The following is an 18,451-nucleotide window of genomic DNA, read 5'->3' on the forward strand; positions in this document are numbered from 1 at the left end:
AAGTACCTTGTACGGGATTTATTTTAGTATTGCCCATGAATAAAATCACCTTGCAAAAAGTTAAATTAATTATTTGCCTGCTGTTTGTATTTAGCTATGCAACAGCACAGGTAAATCTTGACAGTCTTAAAACAGAGCTTAATCTTATGGTGTATAACAACCCTAAGGAAGCAATAAGTCGGGTTGAGGAAGTTTACCCTTTAATTACAGATCCTTCAATGCAAATTAGCTATTTGCTAACTTCGGCAAATGCCTATGCTGTTTTAAAAAATCACGACGCGGTAATGGAAACGGCTCTAAAAGCCAAAAAAATAGCCGATGAAAAGGGGAGTCCGGTAAACAGGTTACAGGTATCGGGCTTTATTGGGGGGCAGTACAGGAGGCTTGGACTTGATGATAAGGCATTATTATATATTAACGAAGCTGAGGAGGTTTTTAAAACTGAAGAAATTCCTGATTCCTTAAAATATCTTGGGGGAAACATACTTATTGTTAAGGGGCTTATACAGCGCACAAGTCTGGGGTGTGAGTATGCATTGCCTTACTTTAAAGAGGCAGCAAGTGTATATAAGAAATATGTGTCCAAAAAAATTAATATGGTAAGTGTCGCCATAGCACATAATAATATTGCCGATTGTTATATTGAAATAAATAATTTTAATGCTGCCGAATTTAATTTTAAAGAGGCAATAAAGTATTCTCTTGAAGTAAATTCTGGGCATAGCCTGGCATATGCTAAAATGGGGCTTTCCAGAATTTATAAACAGGAAAATGAAAATGAAAAAGCAATTACCATTCTAAAGGAAGTAAATGCCGATTTAGAGGAAATGAATGACCTCTCTATAAAAAAGGAAGTTTACAAGCAACTATCTGAAAATTATAAAGCCATAAAAGATACTCAAAATTATGAGTATTACAGTAGGCTTTATTTTGAAGAAACAAAAAGGATAATTGCTGAAGAGAAGAAATCCTTAAACACTGTGGTTAATGGTTTGTCTGAAGAAAAAGAGAAGTCACAAAAGGAAACAAAAAGTAAATTCATCTTCATATTACTGGGAGCAATACTGGTTTTTATTGCAATCATGTCTTATTTGGCTTACAAAATTGTCAAAAAAAAGAAAAAATTAAACAAAAAAAAGGAACAGATTAATAAAGAGCAGTAAATTGTATTTTTGTTATTTAACTTGTTGTTTTTTAGGTTTTTATGTTTATTTTTTTTCTTTTAAAATCAGGGAAAATTCCATAATATTTAAAGTTTTAAGTTTTACAATGGTCATAATTAGCTATAGCTTTGCTGCAACTCTTTTAGGGATTCTTGTACAGGTGCTGTAAAGATAATTAAGGATTATGTGGGGCAATTTTTAATCCTCTAATTACTTTACACAATATGACCTCAGGTAATTCCAAGGGTTTAGTTGAGTAATATTTTTATATTAATTCTTTTTTTAGCTAGTTTGACCATCTCGGAGGATTTAGGTATTTAACACTCCGGGATGGTTGTTTTTTTATAGCACTTTCGAGTTAAATTATCAGTAGGGTTTTTTGTTTCATCTAAACAAAAATGCCATTCATCGAAAATTGCCTCAAACACTTTTTAATACTTTACATCTTTGCGATATGATTAAGCAACATATTTGATTATGTAGCTGTGATCCCCGCCATAATACCGATGATAGCCTGATGAAATACCAAAAACATTAATGTTTAATGTTAGCTTTACTAATGTCTATTTTTTTTTAAAGCGAGGCCCCTTTGATGTAACAGTCACTGGGGTTTTTTTATGCATTTAATGAAGTAGTAAATCGATAAAAATAAGCAGTTCGTCGACACCAAATTACGCGCTGTCTAAATTTGACCTAAAAACTTATGGTACTAATATAACTTTGGTATATCAAAATCACTAAAGCACACGAAATGAAAATATTAATAATGGATGATCAACAACTGGTATTATTGTCTCTTCAAAAAACACTGACCGATTTAGGATATGAAGTGATAAGCGCCGATAATATTTTTGACGCAGTTCAGTACTATGATATCCATAAGCCTGATTTAGCGATTATTGATATTAATATGTCGGTTACTGCAGATCAGCATTCTCTTGAGAATACATTAGCCGAGATAAATGATAAATCGTCGGGATTAGAGGTTTTAAAATATATAAGGTTCATTAAAGAACACAATACTCCGGTAATGATATTAACCGGTAATACAGATGATGATATTATAGAAAAAGGTTTTGAGCTTGGAGCTAATGAGTATATGAAAAAACCTTTAAGCCTTAAAGAGATAGGTATAAGGGTAAAAAGACTCATAGGAGGACAAACAGAGCTTACAGCAGGCAATAACAACAGATACATACAAAACAGTTGTGTTGGTGTGGTTATACCTTGTTATAACGAAGAAACCTGGCTGTTAAGTGATGAGTTTAGAAATTTTGTATTTAAAAACCTTGGATATCACCTGTGTTTTGTAAACGATGGCAGTACCGATGGTACACTAGAAGTGCTAAGGGATATACAAAAGGAAAACAAAGGCCGTATAAGTATATATAACTGTAAGAAGAATGTAGGGAGGGCAGAGGCAATACGCCTTGGTATGATGAGTCTTGAAAAACAAAAGCAGTTTGATTATATAGGCTTTATGGATGCCGACCTATCTACAAACTTCCAGGACTTTAGTGATTTGGTAAAAACAATAACACACTCAAAGTTTAAGGTGGTTAGCGGTTGCAGGATAAGTAGAATGGGAGCCGATATCTCTACAGAACCTACAAGAAAGTTTTTAAACAGGGTAATAAATTTTACCATGCGCAAAGTGTTCGGGCTTGATTTTAGGGATGCGCAATGCGGAGTAAAAATAATGTCGAGCGATGTGGTAGAGCTGGCTTTTGGTAAAAGGTTTCTAACAAAAAGCCTGTTTGATGTAGAGATATTACTACGGCTTAAAAAGATATACGGTGGTTATACCGTAAAACAAATGTGGTATGAAAAACCACTTGACAGATGGATTTATGCCCGTAATGCAAAAGTATCGGTATTTAATTCATTTAGCCTCATAGGGCAGTTAGGGCAAATCACCCTACATTACAGATAAGGAGGAATAAAACTTTTTCATAATGTTTTTTTATTGGTTTTGATTGGTAACGCCCGGTTTTTGGTCCGGGCGTTTGCTATTTTTAGAACTTTATTTCCAGTGTGGTATAAAACACTCTAGGGTCAGAAGGGATAATACCCGGCCCCGGGTATCCGGTAGCCCTGCGGGTAAAATAATAGTTATTTGTAAAGTTATTTATACCGGCTTCCAGTTTCAGCATTTTCCATTGGTAGGAAGCAGATATATCGGCAACATAGTACGATGGTATTTCTCCAAAAATTCCGTATGTGTTGTCATCTTTTCCTGAAGTACTGTTTATAGCGTCGGTAAATTGAGATGAAAGATAGGTTAACTGGATATTACAGGTAAAGTTTTTATATCTAAGTCCTGAGCCAGCCTTTAGGTTTACAAGTGGTACAAACTCAACACTGTTACCTTCAATATTTGGTACTTCAGATTTTAAGTATTCAGATCCTGTTATTGAGGTGTTGGTAAACACGTTCCATTTAAATTTACTTCCTTTAAAAAAAGTATTTGTAATGTTCCAGTCTAATAATGTTTCAAAACCATATGTTATCGCCGTTCCTACATTGCTTCTGTAACGTGTATATTTTCGATTTATAAATGTAGGATATTCACCAATTTTATCATTATAATACAAACCAAATATACTGGCATCATAAGATAACTTATCAGCTAATTTTCCTCTAACGCCTATATCGGAAGTATATCCTTTTTCATCTGTAATATTCGGGTCAATAGTCTGGCTTGGTGTAGTATTTCTAATATCGTTAAAAGTAACCGACCTATAGTTTTGAGCTAAATTACCATAAAACTCAACCATGTTATTAGGCTTATAACTTGCTGCCAGTCCTAGAAGGATAAACCCTCTTTGTTTGGTTACATTTTCCTGATTTGTTTCGTCTAAAATTATATTACCTGCCAAATCTTTATTTATTATTCTGTAATATCCGTCTGCTTTTGTACGGATATTTTCAACTCTAATCCCCGGTGTTAATGTGAATTTTGGTGATAACCTGAACATGTTTTCGGCAAAAAAGGCAATATTAAGGTTTGGATACACATAATCGTTTTGATTAGCATAGTTAGGGAACTCATTAAAAGCATAGTCAAAATCGGGGTCACTGCCAGAACTTCCCGGTCCCTGAGAACCTGTATTTCTCGCCTGATAGTACTTGGCACCAATAAGTAATGCACTGCTATTACCATTAATATCATATTGTTGTAAAAAACGAGCCTCGGCACCCCAGTTTACAAAATCTCCTTTAAGCAGGTCTCTTTCTGTTCCTTCAATATCAGGGTTTGCTACCCTGTTTGAACGAAAACCTAATGCATTACGGCTGGCATCAAGTCCAAACAGTTGTAATGAGAACTGGGACTTGTCGGTAAAGTGATGGTTTAATCTTAATGCGAAAAGATTCCAGTTTACATCAAACCAGTTTCTGTTTCTGTTACTTTGAAACATATCCTGATAAAACATATAATCACTTAATCCACCGGGTTGTTTGGCCAGATAATCAAACATGGTATAATCAAAATGAATTGATGTTTTTTCAGTAAACTGATAGTTCAGGTTAGCAAAAAAGTTACGGCTGTTAAAGTTAGAATTAGGTCTAAAACCATCTCCCTGCTTATAGTTAAAGAAGGTGTAGTAACTAAATTTACCTGTTGTACCACTAAGGCTGGTAAAGTTAGTAAGCAGGTTATATGAACCTACGGTATTGCGTGTAACCACCTCAATTGGTTTGCCTGATGGTGCTTTGAACTTAAAGTTCACCAGTCCGCCAAACTGTGTTCCGTACTGTAATGCAGCAGCACCGCGTATTACCTGAATCTCGGCTAAAGCCTCGGTAGGAGGAGTGTAGTAACTTTCGGGATAACCTAAAACATCGGCACTTATATCATATCCGTTTTGACGGGTATTGAAGTTAGAGGTACGGTTAGGGTTTAGTCCGCGTCCTCCAATACTAAGCTGCAAACCACCATCGGAGTTTTCGTTAATGGTAAGTCCCGCAATTTGTGCATAAATTTGGCGTGTATTGTTAGTGGCTTTATTAGCAGTGATTTTTTCAACACTTATAACCTCTGTTTTTCTTCCGGCATAAATGGCTGTACCATCTATATCCTTCATTTTATTAAGCGAATAGAACTTTTCCTGCTGTATAACCAGTTCATCAAGGTCAATTATTTTTTGTAGGGTAACAACAGTTTCGCTTGGGGACGGAGATAAAGTCTGCTCAATAAGCATATAACCATCAGTATAAAATACAAGGGTTTGAGGGGTAGAGGCGTTTATTTTAAAAACACCTTTCCCGTTAGTTGACAAAGAACTGTTTGCGGTTTTATTAAAAATATCCACATAAGGTATAGCGTCTCCTTTATCAGAAACTACTTTTCCAGTAATGGTATTTTGTGCCAGAGCAAATACCGGCAGCAATAGCAACAACAGGCTATAGCCCCCAAATAGTTTCTTCAAAAGGTAATATCCAGTCTTTGTGCTTGAATGATTCATTTTTATCTGCTAAATTTATTTTTGGATCAATATATGGTCGGCTTAGCCTTCCGTTAAGTGCCACATGGCAATTTACCCTTACTTCAGGGTTTGTCATTCCTTCCTTTTCATAATGGTCGTGCAGGTAATGTGCATATTCCAGTATAAAATCGGGTTGGAAAGACATTTGTTTTTCCTGAAAACGGGTAAGGAAATCTTCGTTATTTACATAAATGCTTTTTCCGGTTTTGGAGTCGGTAACTATAAACTGAGCGTAACCCGCTTTTTCCATAAGCATTACCCTCCATGAAAACCTGAATCCCTCTTCGGTCCAGAAAAGCTCTCCCGGATAACATAAATACCTAAACGGAAAGGCTAGCTGAAACAGTAGTAACAGGGAAAGCGATATAATAGTCAAATTATATAGTGGCCTGAAACGCGGAATGTATTTTTTTGTACTGTCAATCACTATTGACGGAAGCTTTAAAGCTTTGCTTAGTATTGCCAGGCATTTTTTATGAAAGTCACTACTAAAGAATATCAGTGTAGAAACAATCATCACATAAGGGAACATACCAATAGGGAACAACAGTGCCGTAAGCAGGTGGAAAGCAACCACGAAGGCAAAACCTATTAATCTGAACCTTTTATTTATAAGCAGGAATACAATACCCAAGTCATATATAGCACCAAACCAACTAAAGAAATAGTGTATCCAGTTTTTAAGCATAAGCGGACCAATTAGCGGAAGTTCGGCATGACCTGATAGCCATATCTTTAATGGCATGGCTCGTAAAAGCCAGTCGGAATTAAGTTTCGCCAATCCGGCATAAAAATATACTATGGCAAGTAGCAGCTTTAAAATATCTACTGTCCAGCGTGGTATTTCTGAAAAGGCACGTTTTGGGTTTTTATAAGCATCAACTGAAAAGCACGATGCTGCCGGTAAAAATATCATTACAAAACTTACTATAGATATAAAATAGTAGTGGTTAAGGTAGGTTGTTTTGTCCATAAGCTCTATGTAAGTAAAGCTTAGAAAGAAAACAATTGCCGAAAGCCTGTACCTGTAGCCAATTGCCACTCCAATTGCCGCCAGGGCACACAGTATAAAAATACCATAAGTGTAAATGCCTATGGGCTTGACCCAGCTAAATCCGTAATAGGTAAAATGAAAGGAAGGTTGTATATAAAACTTATCTATCCATCCGTATGATGCAAAACGTATAAGTCCTAACAGCATCATAAAACCGAACACCAGCCTGTAAAAGGCCAGTGTTGCAGCATCAGTGTATGAGTTTAGATATGATTTTATATGTGATGTCATTATTAATCACCGTCACCATCTACATAGTCAATGGTAATATTAAGAGCCTGCATCATATCCAGTTTAAGGTAAACTACATTTTGTTGCATGGCGTCATAAGCAGTAAGCATTTTGTTATTGTCCTGAGTAATCTGGTCAGAGAAACTCTCGTTAAGTGCGCTTACAGCAGTATTAATTGTACCAAACTGATTGTTGATTATAGCGCTAAGATTTTGTCCGTCTCTAACAGCATTTACGACATCAAGTGCACTTTTAAGGCTTGCGCCTGTTGTTGTACCGTTAAAAGCCTTACCGTTAAAAAAGTCCTGTTGTGCTTTTATACCGGCAGTAAGTAAAGTTTTTGAAACATCGTTTTTATAGTAAGCTTCTACTTTATCGGCATAAGTAACTCCGTTAGAGAAAATACCTGCAGGTATACCTACTTTACCACTTCTAACATCTTTCTCAAAATTTTTGATAAAGTTGTTTGTTGTAATATTTATTGAGCTGCTAACAGATGTACTGTTGTTGTTTACATAAGTATCTCTGTAGACTCCGTTCCAGTCGTTAGTAACCTGCTCTGCAATACTTTTTAGCTGTGCTATTATAGCGTTTAGGTAATCGGCAGTTGCCTGGTTACTGTAAGAAGCTATGATTTCGCTGTCTGTACCAGTACCATATATTAAATAATCTATAGCAGGGAATCCCTGACGGCTAAACTGTATCTGTGTACCAAGGTTATAACTGCCCGAAGCAATATTAGCTTCAATTCCGGCAACATCTGTAGGGTAAGTATTAGCGCTTAATTTAAGGTAAAGTAGTGAAGCTTTTCCAAAATCATAAAGGGCTACATATTGGTAAGCAACATAGGCATCAAGCCATGCAGTTCTTAATTCTGCAAGTCCTGTTTCATCAGGAGTTTGTGTAAATGTTGCAGCCTTTTCACTTAGTGTGGTAACTTTTGCAGTATAATTCTCGTAAGAAGGGATTATAATATTATCGGCCCAGTTTACAAGTATGGCACTACGGTCAAAACTAGGTGTGTTGTTAACTTCTTCATTATCATTAGATGAACATCCTAATCCAACTACTGCCAAAATAAATAGCGCAAGTGTTTTTTTCATTTCTAAAAAATTTTTGCAAAAATAAAAAACTGAAACCACTTATCTATAATTATTATAAATAATTTATCCCCAATTTCTTTTGAGATATTACATAAGTTTTTACATTTGCCTTGTTTTTAATAAATCTAAATAACGTTAACCAAATATTTAAATAATGAAAAAACTTACTCTTGGGTTATCATTTGTTGCAGCGGCAGGTTTAGTATTAGCTTCTTGTAGCAGTGATGACGATCAAAGTACACCTGCGGGGAATCAGGTATCTAAATCAGCAGTAATAGAGAACTATGCTAATATTGTTTACCAAAATTATAAGGATGCTTATGATGATGCAGTAGCACTAGAAACTGCTATCAACACTTTTGTTGGAGAGCCTACAGATGCTAATTTTACTGAAGCTAAAAACAAATGGAGAGACGCAAGGGAAAGTTACGGAACTACCGAGGCATTTCGTTTTGCTAACGGACCGATTGATGACGAAAACGGACCGGAAGGTTTACTTAACGCATGGCCGCTTGATGAAAACTATATTGACTATGTAGATAATAACGGTACTGTTTTAAACGGTGGTATTATTAACGATACAGAAAACTTCCCTGAAATTACTAAGGATCTTCTTATTAGCCTTAACGAAGATGGTGGTGAAAAAAACATCAGTACGGGTTACCATGCTATTGAGTTCTTATTATGGGGACAGGATTTAACTGCTCCTGCAGATAATTTGCCTGGACAGAGAGCTTATACTGATTTTGTTGACGAAGGCGGAACAGCACTTAACGAAGACAGAAGACGTGAGTACCTTGTAGTTTGTGCTGATTTGCTTAAAGATCACCTTTCTTACCTTGTTGACCAATGGAAAGAAGGTGGGGAATACAGAGTTGTTTTTCTTGCTTTACCTGAAGATGAGGCTTTACAAAATATGTATTTAGGTATCGTTACTCTTGCATCTGCCGAACTTGCTGTTGAGCGTATGGATGTAGCTCTTGCTAACATGGATCAGGAAGATGAACACTCTTGCTTTAGTGATAACACCCACCGTGATGTTTACCTAAACTATAAAGGTGTGATTAATGTTTATAGAGGTGAGTATGGTGCTGTATCAGGAGCTTCTCTTGAAGATCTTGTTGCACAGGCCGATGCTGAGACAGCTCAAAATACAAATGCAGCTATAGCTACTACAGAGGCTAGTATTGCTGCAATTGCAATACCATTTGATTATGCTATCTCTGGCGGAGCAACTTCTGAAGAGGGAGCTAAAGTAAAAGCTGCAGTACTTAATTTACAACAGGAATTAGGAGCTAACTTATTAGCTGGAGCAGCTAAGCTTAACTTGGATATAGAGTAACTATTAAGTAGTTTTACACGCAAATTGAATCATATCAAAGTGCCCTCTTTTTTAAAGACGGGCACTTTGCAGTTACTATAAATAAATGAAAAAAGTTATCTGTTCAGCAATGTTGGCTTCCCTTTTTATAACGGGATGCAGCAATAATGATGAAGATTATGTAAGCCTCTCTCCTGAAGAGGGAGAGCAATACTCTGGTGGTGTGGCCACGGTAAACAATGCAACTGAAGAGGCTTTTGGTTTTGCTTACTCAGGTTTAACACCAGATCAGTCGACCGATTTTGGAGTAGGTAATTCTTTTTTCAGGCAAACCTGGGTTTCGGCACCATCAAGCACTACAGCGCGCGATGGTTTAGGGCCTTTTTATAATGCTGTTGCCTGTTCCAGTTGTCACTTTAAAGACGGTAGAGGACGCCCGCCGATGTATGACGGCGAACTGGGAAGAGGACTTCTTTTCAGGTTTAGTGTTCCGGGAGTTGATGCTCATGGGGCTGCGTTGCCCGATCCGGTTTATGGAGGTCAGTTACAGGATAATGTAATTTTAGGTCCTGTTCGCGAAGGGCAGATGACCATTACTTACCAAACGATTACTGAGACTTTTGCAGACGGTACTATCGTAGAACTGCATAAGCCAACATATACTGTGACCGATCTTGGTTACGGAGGCCTTGCTGCAAATGTGCAAATTTCTCCTCGTATAGCCAACCAGATTGTTGGTTTAGGACTCCTGGAGGCAGTACCGGAGGCTACATGGCTATCTTTTGCCGATGAGTTTGACGCTAATGGCGACGGCATTTCGGGAAGGGCAAACTATGTATATGATGTAGAGAGTAACTCGCAACGCATGGGGCGTTTTGGCTGGAAGGCTAATCAGCCTAATGTAAGGCAGCAGGTTGCAGGTGCACTTAGTGGTGATATGGGGATAACTTCTCCTGTATTCCCTGAGGAAAACTGCCCGCCGGGTGTAGATTGCAGCACGATCCCTAACGGAGGTGAACCAGAGATACCGGAACTTGCCTTTAACAGGATGGTACTTTATTCAAGTGCGCTTTCTGTTCCTATCCGCAGGAATTATGATGACCAGTCGGTATTAAGAGGAAAGCAGATTTTTAATGATATTAATTGTGTTGCATGTCATATACCGAAAGTAGAGACCGGAAACAGTTACTACATTTCAGGATATGCTAACCAAACCATAAGGCCGTATACTGATTTACTATTACATGATATGGGTACTGAACTGGCAGACAATGCTCCTGATTACCTGGCAACAGGTAGCGAGTGGAGAACTCCGCCATTATGGGGTATTGGGTTGGTTCAAACGGTTAACGGGCATACCAACTTTATGCATGACGGCAGGGCGCGTAACATTACTGAGGCTATACTTTGGCACGGGGGTGAAGCGCAAACTTCTAAAAACATGTTTAAGGAACTTTCGGCTTCCGAAAGGGAAGACCTGCTTAAATTCCTTAATTCACTTTAAATTTTATTATACTATTTAATAAAATCTGACCGAAATCCGCATAGGGCAACCCGTGCGGATTTTTTTTATTTTCCAAAACCGGCTACATGACAATTGTCATTTTTTTGCAGTAGCGTGTGGTATAATTTTGATATTCAAATAAATCAGTCACAATGGAAAATAATATACTTCAAAAATATAACGTTCCGGGGCCACGCTATACCAGCTATCCTACAGTTCCTTACTGGGATAATGGCGGCTTTACAGGAGACGTTTGGAAACAGAGTTTTTTACAGGCTTTTGATGAAAGTAATACAACCGAGGGGATAAGTCTGTATATCCATTTACCGTTTTGCGAAAGCATGTGTACTTTTTGCGGATGCAACAAAAGGGTAACCCGTAGGCATGAGGTAGAAACCACATATATAACAGCTGTACTTAACGAGTGGAATATGTATTGTGATTTATTACCCGAAAAACCAAGGGTTAAAGAACTTCACCTGGGTGGGGGAACGCCAACATTTTTTAGTCCTGTGAATTTGGAAATTCTTATAAACGGGATTTTTGACAGGGCTGTAAAAGCACCCGATTATGAATTCAGTTTTGAAGGACACCCTAATAATACCACAAAGGAACACCTGCAAACCTTATATGATTTAGGATTCAGGAGGGTGAGCTTCGGGGTACAGGATTACGATATTATTGTACAGAAAGCCATTCACCGTGTACAGCCGTTTCAAAATGTGGCAAGAGTTACTTTTTGGGCAAAGGAAATAGGGTATACCTCCATAAGTCATGACCTTGTTTTCGGACTTCCGTTCCAAACCGTAGAAACTATGGTAGATACCATTGAGAAAACCAAAGCCCTGAATCCCGACAGGATTTCGTTTTACAGCTATGCTCATGTGCCTTGGATAAAAGGTAACGGACAACGCGGTTATGACGAGAAGAATCTGCCTAAGGATGAAGAGAAACGCAAGCTGTATGAAATAGGAAAACAACTGCTGGGAGAAAATGATTACTATGAAATAGGTATGGATCATTTTGCCCTTAAAAGCGATGCCATGTACATAGCTTACAAAGAAGGTAAACTACACCGTAATTTTATGGGGTATAGTGCCTCTAAAACTCAACTTATGATAGGGCTTGGAGTATCATCAATTAGTGATAGCTGGTATGCCTTCGCACAAAATGAAAAAGTACTTGAGGATTACTATAAAAGAATAGAGCTTAATGAGCTTCCGGTTTTCAGGGGACATTTATTAACCGATGAAGATTTGATTATAAGAAGACATATTTTAAACCTTATGTGCAGTTTTACAACATCATGGGAAGATAGTTCGCTTTATTTCCCTGAACTGCCTGAAACATTATTAAGCCTGAAGGAAATGGAAAGTGACGGGCTGCTGGAGTTTGGTAAAAACAGTATCACTGTTACCGAAGAAGGTAAAGCCTATGTAAGAAATATTTGTATGGCCTTTGATTTAAGGCTGAGAAGGAAAGCCCCGGAAACCAAGTTGTTCTCGATGGTTGTTTAAATCACCTTACAACCTGACCAAAGAAAAAGCCTCTTATTTAATTAAGAGGCTTTTTCGATTTGTCGAACTATCATTTTTAAATTACCTGCAATGAGGTATTTCCTGTACATATAGGCTGGTATTACCCGGTGAGATATATGGTATACCAAGCCCAAGTCCCCTTACAATAAAAAATATACCAATAATGGCAACTGCATAGGGGATAAGTTTATTTATCTTATTTCTAAAAGGAGAGGTAAGCATAGTACTTACATATACTACAGCACTCATCATGGGGATGGTACCCAGTCCATAAAGTATCATAAATAAAGCTCCCAATAATGCATTTTGCATAGCTATGGCTCCAAACAGGGCCGCATATACCAGTGCACAAGGTAAAAAGCCATTAAGGAGCCCGGTTACAAATATCGCTTTATTGGTTTTTTTTCTAAACTGGGCTCCAAGGCTACTTTTTACACTACTTATTATTTTGTATACCGGTTTTGAAAAGTTGTATTTGGCAAACTTTTTTTCCGGTATGGCAATTATGGTTATCATGATGATTCCCGATGCTATGGCCATGTTTTGCTGCATCCCGGCGAGGTAAAGCCCTCTGCCCAGGAGTCCGAAAACTAACCCCAGTGAGCCATAGGCCGTTAGCCTTCCGGCATGATACAAAAGTATTTGTATCGTTTTTTTAGTTTCGTTGGTTCGGTCTACCGGCAGCATCATGGCTATTGGCCCACACATGCCCATGCAGTGCAGGCTTGATATTAATCCTAATAAAAGAGCTGAATATAACATACTCTTATTTTTTAGTGTTATTAATTAGTACACTGTGACCTCTTTTTTGTTGAGGTAACCTTTACCTTCATATTCCCAGTCTACAGTAATGTTCCAGCGGCCGCCAACCAAATCACTTTTAGGTATGAGCAGATTAGAAGCAGATATTGATATTGGTTTTTCAATATCCAGCTTTTGGTTAGACGGCCTGTACAGGAACACTTTTCCTTTTATTTTGGCAGCCTCAAATTCGGCAGGGAATTCTATTTCCACGCCGGCTTCGGTACTGTTTATTTTTAACTGATGTTGCAGGCTCACGGCATTTTCCTGCCTGTTTAACTGATCCTGCAATATTCTTTCCTGTTTGTAGTAATCTTCCACAACCAGTTCGTTGTCATATTTCCTGTCTGATTGTACCCTGAATACAAAAAACAGTATAAAGCTCATAAAAAGAGCAAATGCGATTACGATTCCCGTTCCCCAGTTAATTTTCATAATCATTAGTTTTTAATTAAATGTCCTTGGACCTAAAAAGTTGGTCGACTCGGTTTCTATAAGCCTGTCGCCATCATAAACCTCAAGGCGTATTTTAGTTTTGTCGCTTTTTAAAAGCGCTTCGTTTATTTCCACAAACAGGGTTCCCTGTGCAGTACCGGCTTTAGGTACAGTAAAATGAGAAGCTCCCACCACTTTTATTTCTCCTTTAGGCGATTTTAGCTTAAAGTGTACATCATTAAAGTCTTTTGTGGTTTTGTTTATAATTTTATAGGTAAATACATTACTTATGTTTTCACCTTTATGCTCATACAGTTGTCCCGGCAGGCGTAATACAGTTGCCTCAACATCGTTTCTTAAAAACATCATTCCGGTAAATATGCCCATTAGTATAAACAGTACGGCAGTGTATCCTTTCATTCTGGCGGTGAAAACAAATTTTTCTTTTTTGGTAATCTCATCTTCACTGGCATAACGTATAAGTCCTTCTTCAAAACCAACCCTGTTCATTACTGTATTACACTCGTCAATACATGCAGTACAGTTAATGCATTCCAGTTGGGTTCCGTTTCTTATGTCAATACCGGTAGGGCAAACATGTACACACAGTTTACAGTCAATACAATCTCCTTTGCCTGCTATAGCCCTGTTTTCATTCTTAACAATTTTACCGCGTCCGTTTTCGCCTTCGCCTCTTTTATGGTCGTAAGCAACAATAATAGATTTGTCGTCCAGCAGCACCCCCTGTAACCTTCCGTAAGGGCAGGCGATGATGCACACCTGTTCTCTGAACCATATATAAATGAAGTAGAATACTCCGGTAAATATCAGTAAGGCAATTAAGATGCTTACATGCTGTCCCGGTCCTTCGGTAATCATTTGTATAAGCTTGTCACTACCTGTAAGGTAGGCAAGGAATACATTGGCAATCAAAAATGATATTATAAAGAATACAAACCATTTAAGGCTTTTTTTTCTGATTTTTTCGGCGTTCCATTTTTGCTTTTCCAGTTTTATCTGGGCATTCCTGTCACCTTCAATCCAGTACTCAATACGACGGAAAACCATTTCCATGAATATGGTTTGCGGACAGATCCATCCGCAGAAAATACGTCCAAAAGCTACCGTAAACAGCGCTACGAATATTACCCCTATTATCATTGAGATAACAAACAGATGAAAATCCTGTGGCCAGAAAGGGAAACCAAATATGTTGAACCTGCGTTCCAGCACGTTGAACATTAAAAACTGGTTCCCATTTATTTTTACAAACGGAGCAGCAAACAGGAAGAGGAGCAAAAAATAACTAACTAATTTGCGGTACCTGTATAGTTTACCCGAAGGTTTTTTTGGGTATACCCATGATCGCTTACCTTCCTGATCTATGGTTCCTATTCTGTCCCTAAACTCTTCTTCCTGTATATTGCTCATGGTATTTTAGCTTTAGTTTGACGCTACTTCAGGTGTTTCTTCTGTTGTTTCCTGTTTAGCTTCTTCTGTTGGCTCGTCGCCATCGGTTTTGGTTTCGTCTTTCCATATTTCTCCGTCTGGAGCTTTAGGATCTACAGGATTTGTACCCTGTAACGACAATACATAACTTGCTACCAGCTGAATTTCTGATGGTTTAAGTGTACCTTTCCATGCCACCATACCTTTACCGTCACGGCCACCTTCTGTAATGGTGTGGAATACATTTTTAATTCCGCCACCTAAAATCCAGTACTCATCAGTAAGGTTTGGACCAATTGCACCACCACCATCTGCCCTGTGACAGGCTACACAGTTGGTTTCAAAAATCTTTTTACCTGCGGCAAGGTCACCCTCATCTGTAAGTAGTGTAACACTATTGGCATCAATAAGATCTTTAGCCGTTTTTTTGTATTCTTCCACAGCGAGGCGAGCTTCTTCCATTTCAATCTCAAACTCTTTTTTCTGGTCGGGTCCATCCATTATGTGGTATTTTACCAGATAAACCAAACCGAATATTATAGTCACATAGAAAAGGTTTATCCACCAAGGCGGAAGTACATTGTCTAATTCTTTAATACCATCATAATCATGATGAAGCAGTATTTCTCCTTCTTCCTCAATAGGCTTAACTTTTACAAACCAGCTTTTTATTTTTTTGTATAGTTTAGAGTCTGTAAAGTCTAAAGCATCGGCTTCGGCCAGTTTTTTCTTTTGTTCTTCGGTAAGGATACTGTAGGTAACCCTGTCGATAGCGCTTATGGTAATTTCAATGGCTATTTGAAGGAACAAAAAGATAAAGAGGAAGATGGATACCTCAGGATATTTAAGGAATGCAGGCCTGTCTCCCGAATCTATAAAGTACTCCAGTGCCATGAAAACGAGGGCAAAAATTACAGGAACCCTAACGTATACCGGTATAAATTTTTTCATAGTTATAAGTTTATGTTCAACTATTGGTTGTCGTTATCGTTATCTGAAAACGGTAGGTTACTCATTTCGTTTATCTTATCTTTTTTGTAGGTATATACCCAGGTATATAGTGATACAAAAAAGATGAAGAAAATAAGCAGCGATATGATAGGGTACACCTCAATCCCTGAGATAGTATCCATATTGTGTTTTATAAACTTTAGCATGGCTTATTATTTTGAGTTATCGGCAGTAGCGGCCGGTTTAATTTTAATATCGGTACCCAGGCGTTGCAGGTAAGCAATAAGTGCTGTGATTTCCCTGTCTTTCATAGGGATAAATTCTTCGCCGTTTGCCTGTGCAGCCTTTTTGCTGGCTTCATAACTTTTTACAAAATCAGGGTCAACATGCAGGCTTTCTTCAATTTTTGCAGCCTGTTTGTCCATAGCCTCTTGCGCATTGGCAATATCCTCATCGGTATATGGTACCCCAAGTTTTACCATTACCTGCATTTTTTTCTCAATTTCGCTTCGGTCCATTTTCTTGTTGTCAAAAAGCCATTTGTAAGACGGCATTATAGAACCTGCCGATGTACTTTGAGGATCCCACATGTGATTAAAGTGCCAGTTGTCACTGTATTTTCCACCTATACGCATCAGGTCTGGTCCGGTACGTTTAGAACCCCAGAGGAATGGGTGATCGTACACATATTCACCTGATTTGGAGTACTCCCCGTAGCGTTCAACCTCCGATCTGAACGGACGTATCATTTGTGAGTGACAGTTCACGCAACCTTCCCTTATGTACAGGTCACGACCTTCAAGCTCCAGCGGAGTATAGGGCTTAACTGTAGAGATGGTAGGTATGTTTGATTTTACCATTATGGTAGGTACTATTTGTATAATACCACCTATTAGTATGGCAATAGTAGCCAATATGGTAAGTTGTATAGGTTTTCTTTCCAACCAAGGGTGGAATTTCTCACCTTTCATTCTTTTACCTGTTATTCTTTCAAGGGCAGGAGCTTCGGCAAGTTCATCTTCAACAGTCTGTCCCTTACGAACCGTCATTATAATGTTGTATACCAGTACCAGTAAACCTATTACGAATAGTGTACCACCAATGGCTCTCATCCAATACATTGGCATAATCTCTTTTACAGTTTCAAGGAAGTTCCCGTATTTAAGAGTACCGTCGGGGTTAAATTGTTTCCACATAGATGCCTGAGTGAATCCGGCAACATACATAGGTAATGCATATAATATAATACCTAGTGTACCTATCCAGAAATGGAAGTTGGCCAACTTAACAGAGTATAGTGATGTTTTTGTCATTCTTGGTATTAACCAGTAAATCATACCAAAGGTTAGGAAACCGTTCCATGCCAGTGCACCTACGTGTACGTGAGCCACAATCCAGTCGGTAAAGTGAGCAATAGCATTTACATTTTTAAGCGAAAGCATTGGTCCTTCAAACGTAGCCATACCATATCCGGTAACGGCAACTACGAAGAATTTTAAAACTGGATCTGTACGTACTTTATCCCAAGCCCCTCTTAAGGTTAGCAGTCCGTTAATCATACCTCCCCATGACGGAGCGATAAGCATTACAGAGAATACCACACCCAGGTTTTGAGCCCAGTCTGGCAGGGCAGAGTATAACAGGTGGTGAGGTCCTGCCCATATATATATAAAGATTAACGACCAGAAGTGAATAATAGATAACCTATATGAGTATACCGGCCTGTTTGCTGCCTTAGGAAGATAGTAATACATTAACCCAAGGAATGGTGTTGTAAGGAAAAATGCCACGGCATTGTGACCATACCACCATTGTACAAGAGCATCCTGTACACCGGCATAAACCGAGTAACTTTTCATTCCGTTTACCGGAAGTTCAAGGCTGTTAAAGATATGCAGAACAGCAACTGTTATAAATGTTGCGATGTAAAACCAAATAGCTACATACAGGTGGCGTTCCCTTCTCTTTAAAATGGTACCTATCATGTTGATACCAAAAACAACCCAAACAATAGCAATTGCAATATCTATAGGCCATTCCAGTTCGGCATATTCTTTTGAAGTGGTGTATCCTAAAGGAAGTGATATGGCTGCAGCCACAATAATAAGCTGCCAGCCCCAAAAGTTTACATTACTTAAAAAATCGCTAAACATGCGGGCTTTTAGCAGTCTTTGCATAGAGTAGTAAATCCCGGCAAACGTGGCGTTACCCACAAAGGCAAAAATTACCGCATTGGTGTGTAAGGGTCTTAACCTACCGTAGCTAAGCCACGAAATACCTTCGGTTAATCCCGGAAACATGTACATAGAGGCTATTAGCAAGCCCACAAGCATCCCTACCACACCAAATACTATTGTGGCATAGAGGAATTTTTTAACTATTTTATTGTCATAATAAAATTGCTGCACTTCCAT

14 protein-coding genes are annotated in these 18,451 nt (G+C 38.2%); 5 read left to right on the forward strand and 9 right to left on the reverse strand.

Annotation, left to right across the window (positions count from 1 at the left end):
• Nucleotides 1-35: 35 nt before the first annotated feature.
• Together V3Z67_RS16090 and V3Z67_RS16095 are read left to right on the forward strand one after the other, a co-directional pair.
• Complete coding sequence (locus V3Z67_RS16090) at nt 36-1,163, forward strand: tetratricopeptide repeat protein (protein ID WP_330444289.1); 1,128 nt, start codon at nt 36-38, stop codon at nt 1,161-1,163.
• 751 nt (nt 1,164-1,914) lie between these two features.
• A complete protein-coding gene (locus V3Z67_RS16095) occupies nt 1,915-3,096 on the forward strand; it encodes a glycosyltransferase (RefSeq protein ID WP_330444290.1) in 1,182 nt (393 codons plus the stop codon).
• Nucleotides 3,097-3,178: 82 nt separating this feature from the next.
• On the opposite strand, the gene V3Z67_RS16100 is transcribed toward V3Z67_RS16095, so the two are convergent.
• Genes V3Z67_RS16100 through V3Z67_RS16110 form a run of 3 tightly spaced genes read right to left on the reverse strand, consistent with a single transcriptional unit; the run spans nt 3,179 to nt 8,038 of the window.
• Nucleotides 3,179-5,593: a TonB-dependent receptor domain-containing protein gene (locus tag V3Z67_RS16100; RefSeq protein WP_330444291.1), complete on the reverse strand. Its 2,415-nt coding sequence runs from the start codon at nt 5,591-5,593 to the stop codon at nt 3,179-3,181.
• Nucleotides 5,568-6,935: an HTTM domain-containing protein gene (locus V3Z67_RS16105; RefSeq protein WP_330444292.1), complete on the reverse strand. Its 1,368-nt coding sequence runs from the start codon at nt 6,933-6,935 to the stop codon at nt 5,568-5,570. Before V3Z67_RS16105 ends, V3Z67_RS16100 begins: the two co-directional genes overlap by 26 nt.
• 2 nt (nt 6,936-6,937) lie before the next feature.
• Nucleotides 6,938-8,038 (reverse strand): imelysin family protein, encoded by a 1,101-nt coding sequence (locus tag V3Z67_RS16110; protein WP_330444293.1) that lies wholly within the window; start codon nt 8,036-8,038, stop codon nt 6,938-6,940.
• A 154-nt stretch (nt 8,039-8,192) separates the two neighbouring features.
• Here V3Z67_RS16110 and V3Z67_RS16115 point away from each other — a divergent pair, with 154 nt between their 5' ends.
• The 3 genes from V3Z67_RS16115 to hemN all read left to right on the forward strand — a co-directional run bounded on the left by V3Z67_RS16115 (nt 8,193) and on the right by hemN (nt 12,380).
• Complete coding sequence (locus tag V3Z67_RS16115) at nt 8,193-9,380, forward strand: imelysin family protein (protein ID WP_330444294.1); 1,188 nt, start codon at nt 8,193-8,195, stop codon at nt 9,378-9,380.
• Between the two features lie 85 nt (nt 9,381-9,465).
• Entirely contained in the window at nt 9,466-10,863 is a 1,398-nt protein-coding gene (locus V3Z67_RS16120; protein WP_330444295.1) for a di-heme oxidoreductase family protein, read from the forward strand.
• Between the two features lie 152 nt (nt 10,864-11,015).
• Complete coding sequence (gene hemN, locus V3Z67_RS16125) at nt 11,016-12,380, forward strand: oxygen-independent coproporphyrinogen III oxidase (RefSeq protein ID WP_330444296.1); 1,365 nt, start codon at nt 11,016-11,018, stop codon at nt 12,378-12,380.
• Between the two features lie 81 nt (nt 12,381-12,461).
• Here hemN and V3Z67_RS16130 read toward each other — a convergent pair whose 3' ends face one another.
• The 6 genes from V3Z67_RS16130 to ccoN are packed head-to-tail and all read right to left on the reverse strand — an operon-like array spanning nt 12,462 to nt 18,451.
• Nucleotides 12,462-13,163, reverse strand: a complete 702-nt coding sequence (locus V3Z67_RS16130) for a sulfite exporter TauE/SafE family protein (protein WP_330444297.1) — start codon at nt 13,161-13,163, stop codon at nt 12,462-12,464.
• 24 nt (nt 13,164-13,187) lie between these two features.
• Nucleotides 13,188-13,637, reverse strand: coding sequence for a FixH family protein (locus tag V3Z67_RS16135; protein ID WP_330444298.1), 450 nt, complete (start codon nt 13,635-13,637; stop codon nt 13,188-13,190).
• 12 nt (nt 13,638-13,649) lie between these two features.
• Complete coding sequence (ccoG, locus tag V3Z67_RS16140; RefSeq protein WP_330444299.1) at nt 13,650-15,068, reverse strand: cytochrome c oxidase accessory protein CcoG; 1,419 nt, start codon at nt 15,066-15,068, stop codon at nt 13,650-13,652.
• Between the two features lie 12 nt (nt 15,069-15,080).
• Nucleotides 15,081-16,037, reverse strand: a complete 957-nt coding sequence (locus tag V3Z67_RS16145; RefSeq protein ID WP_330444300.1) for a cbb3-type cytochrome c oxidase N-terminal domain-containing protein — start codon at nt 16,035-16,037, stop codon at nt 15,081-15,083.
• 20 nt (nt 16,038-16,057) lie between these two features.
• Nucleotides 16,058-16,243, reverse strand: a complete 186-nt coding sequence (locus V3Z67_RS16150; RefSeq protein ID WP_035135600.1) for a cytochrome c oxidase subunit IV — start codon at nt 16,241-16,243, stop codon at nt 16,058-16,060.
• 6 nt (nt 16,244-16,249) lie between these two features.
• Nucleotides 16,250-18,451, reverse strand: a complete 2,202-nt coding sequence (gene ccoN / locus V3Z67_RS16155) for a cytochrome-c oxidase, cbb3-type subunit I (protein WP_330444301.1) — start codon at nt 18,449-18,451, stop codon at nt 16,250-16,252.

The organism is Flavobacterium sp. C4GT6 (assembly GCF_036347315.1).
Lineage (GTDB): Bacteria > Bacteroidota > Bacteroidia > Flavobacteriales > Flavobacteriaceae > Flavobacterium.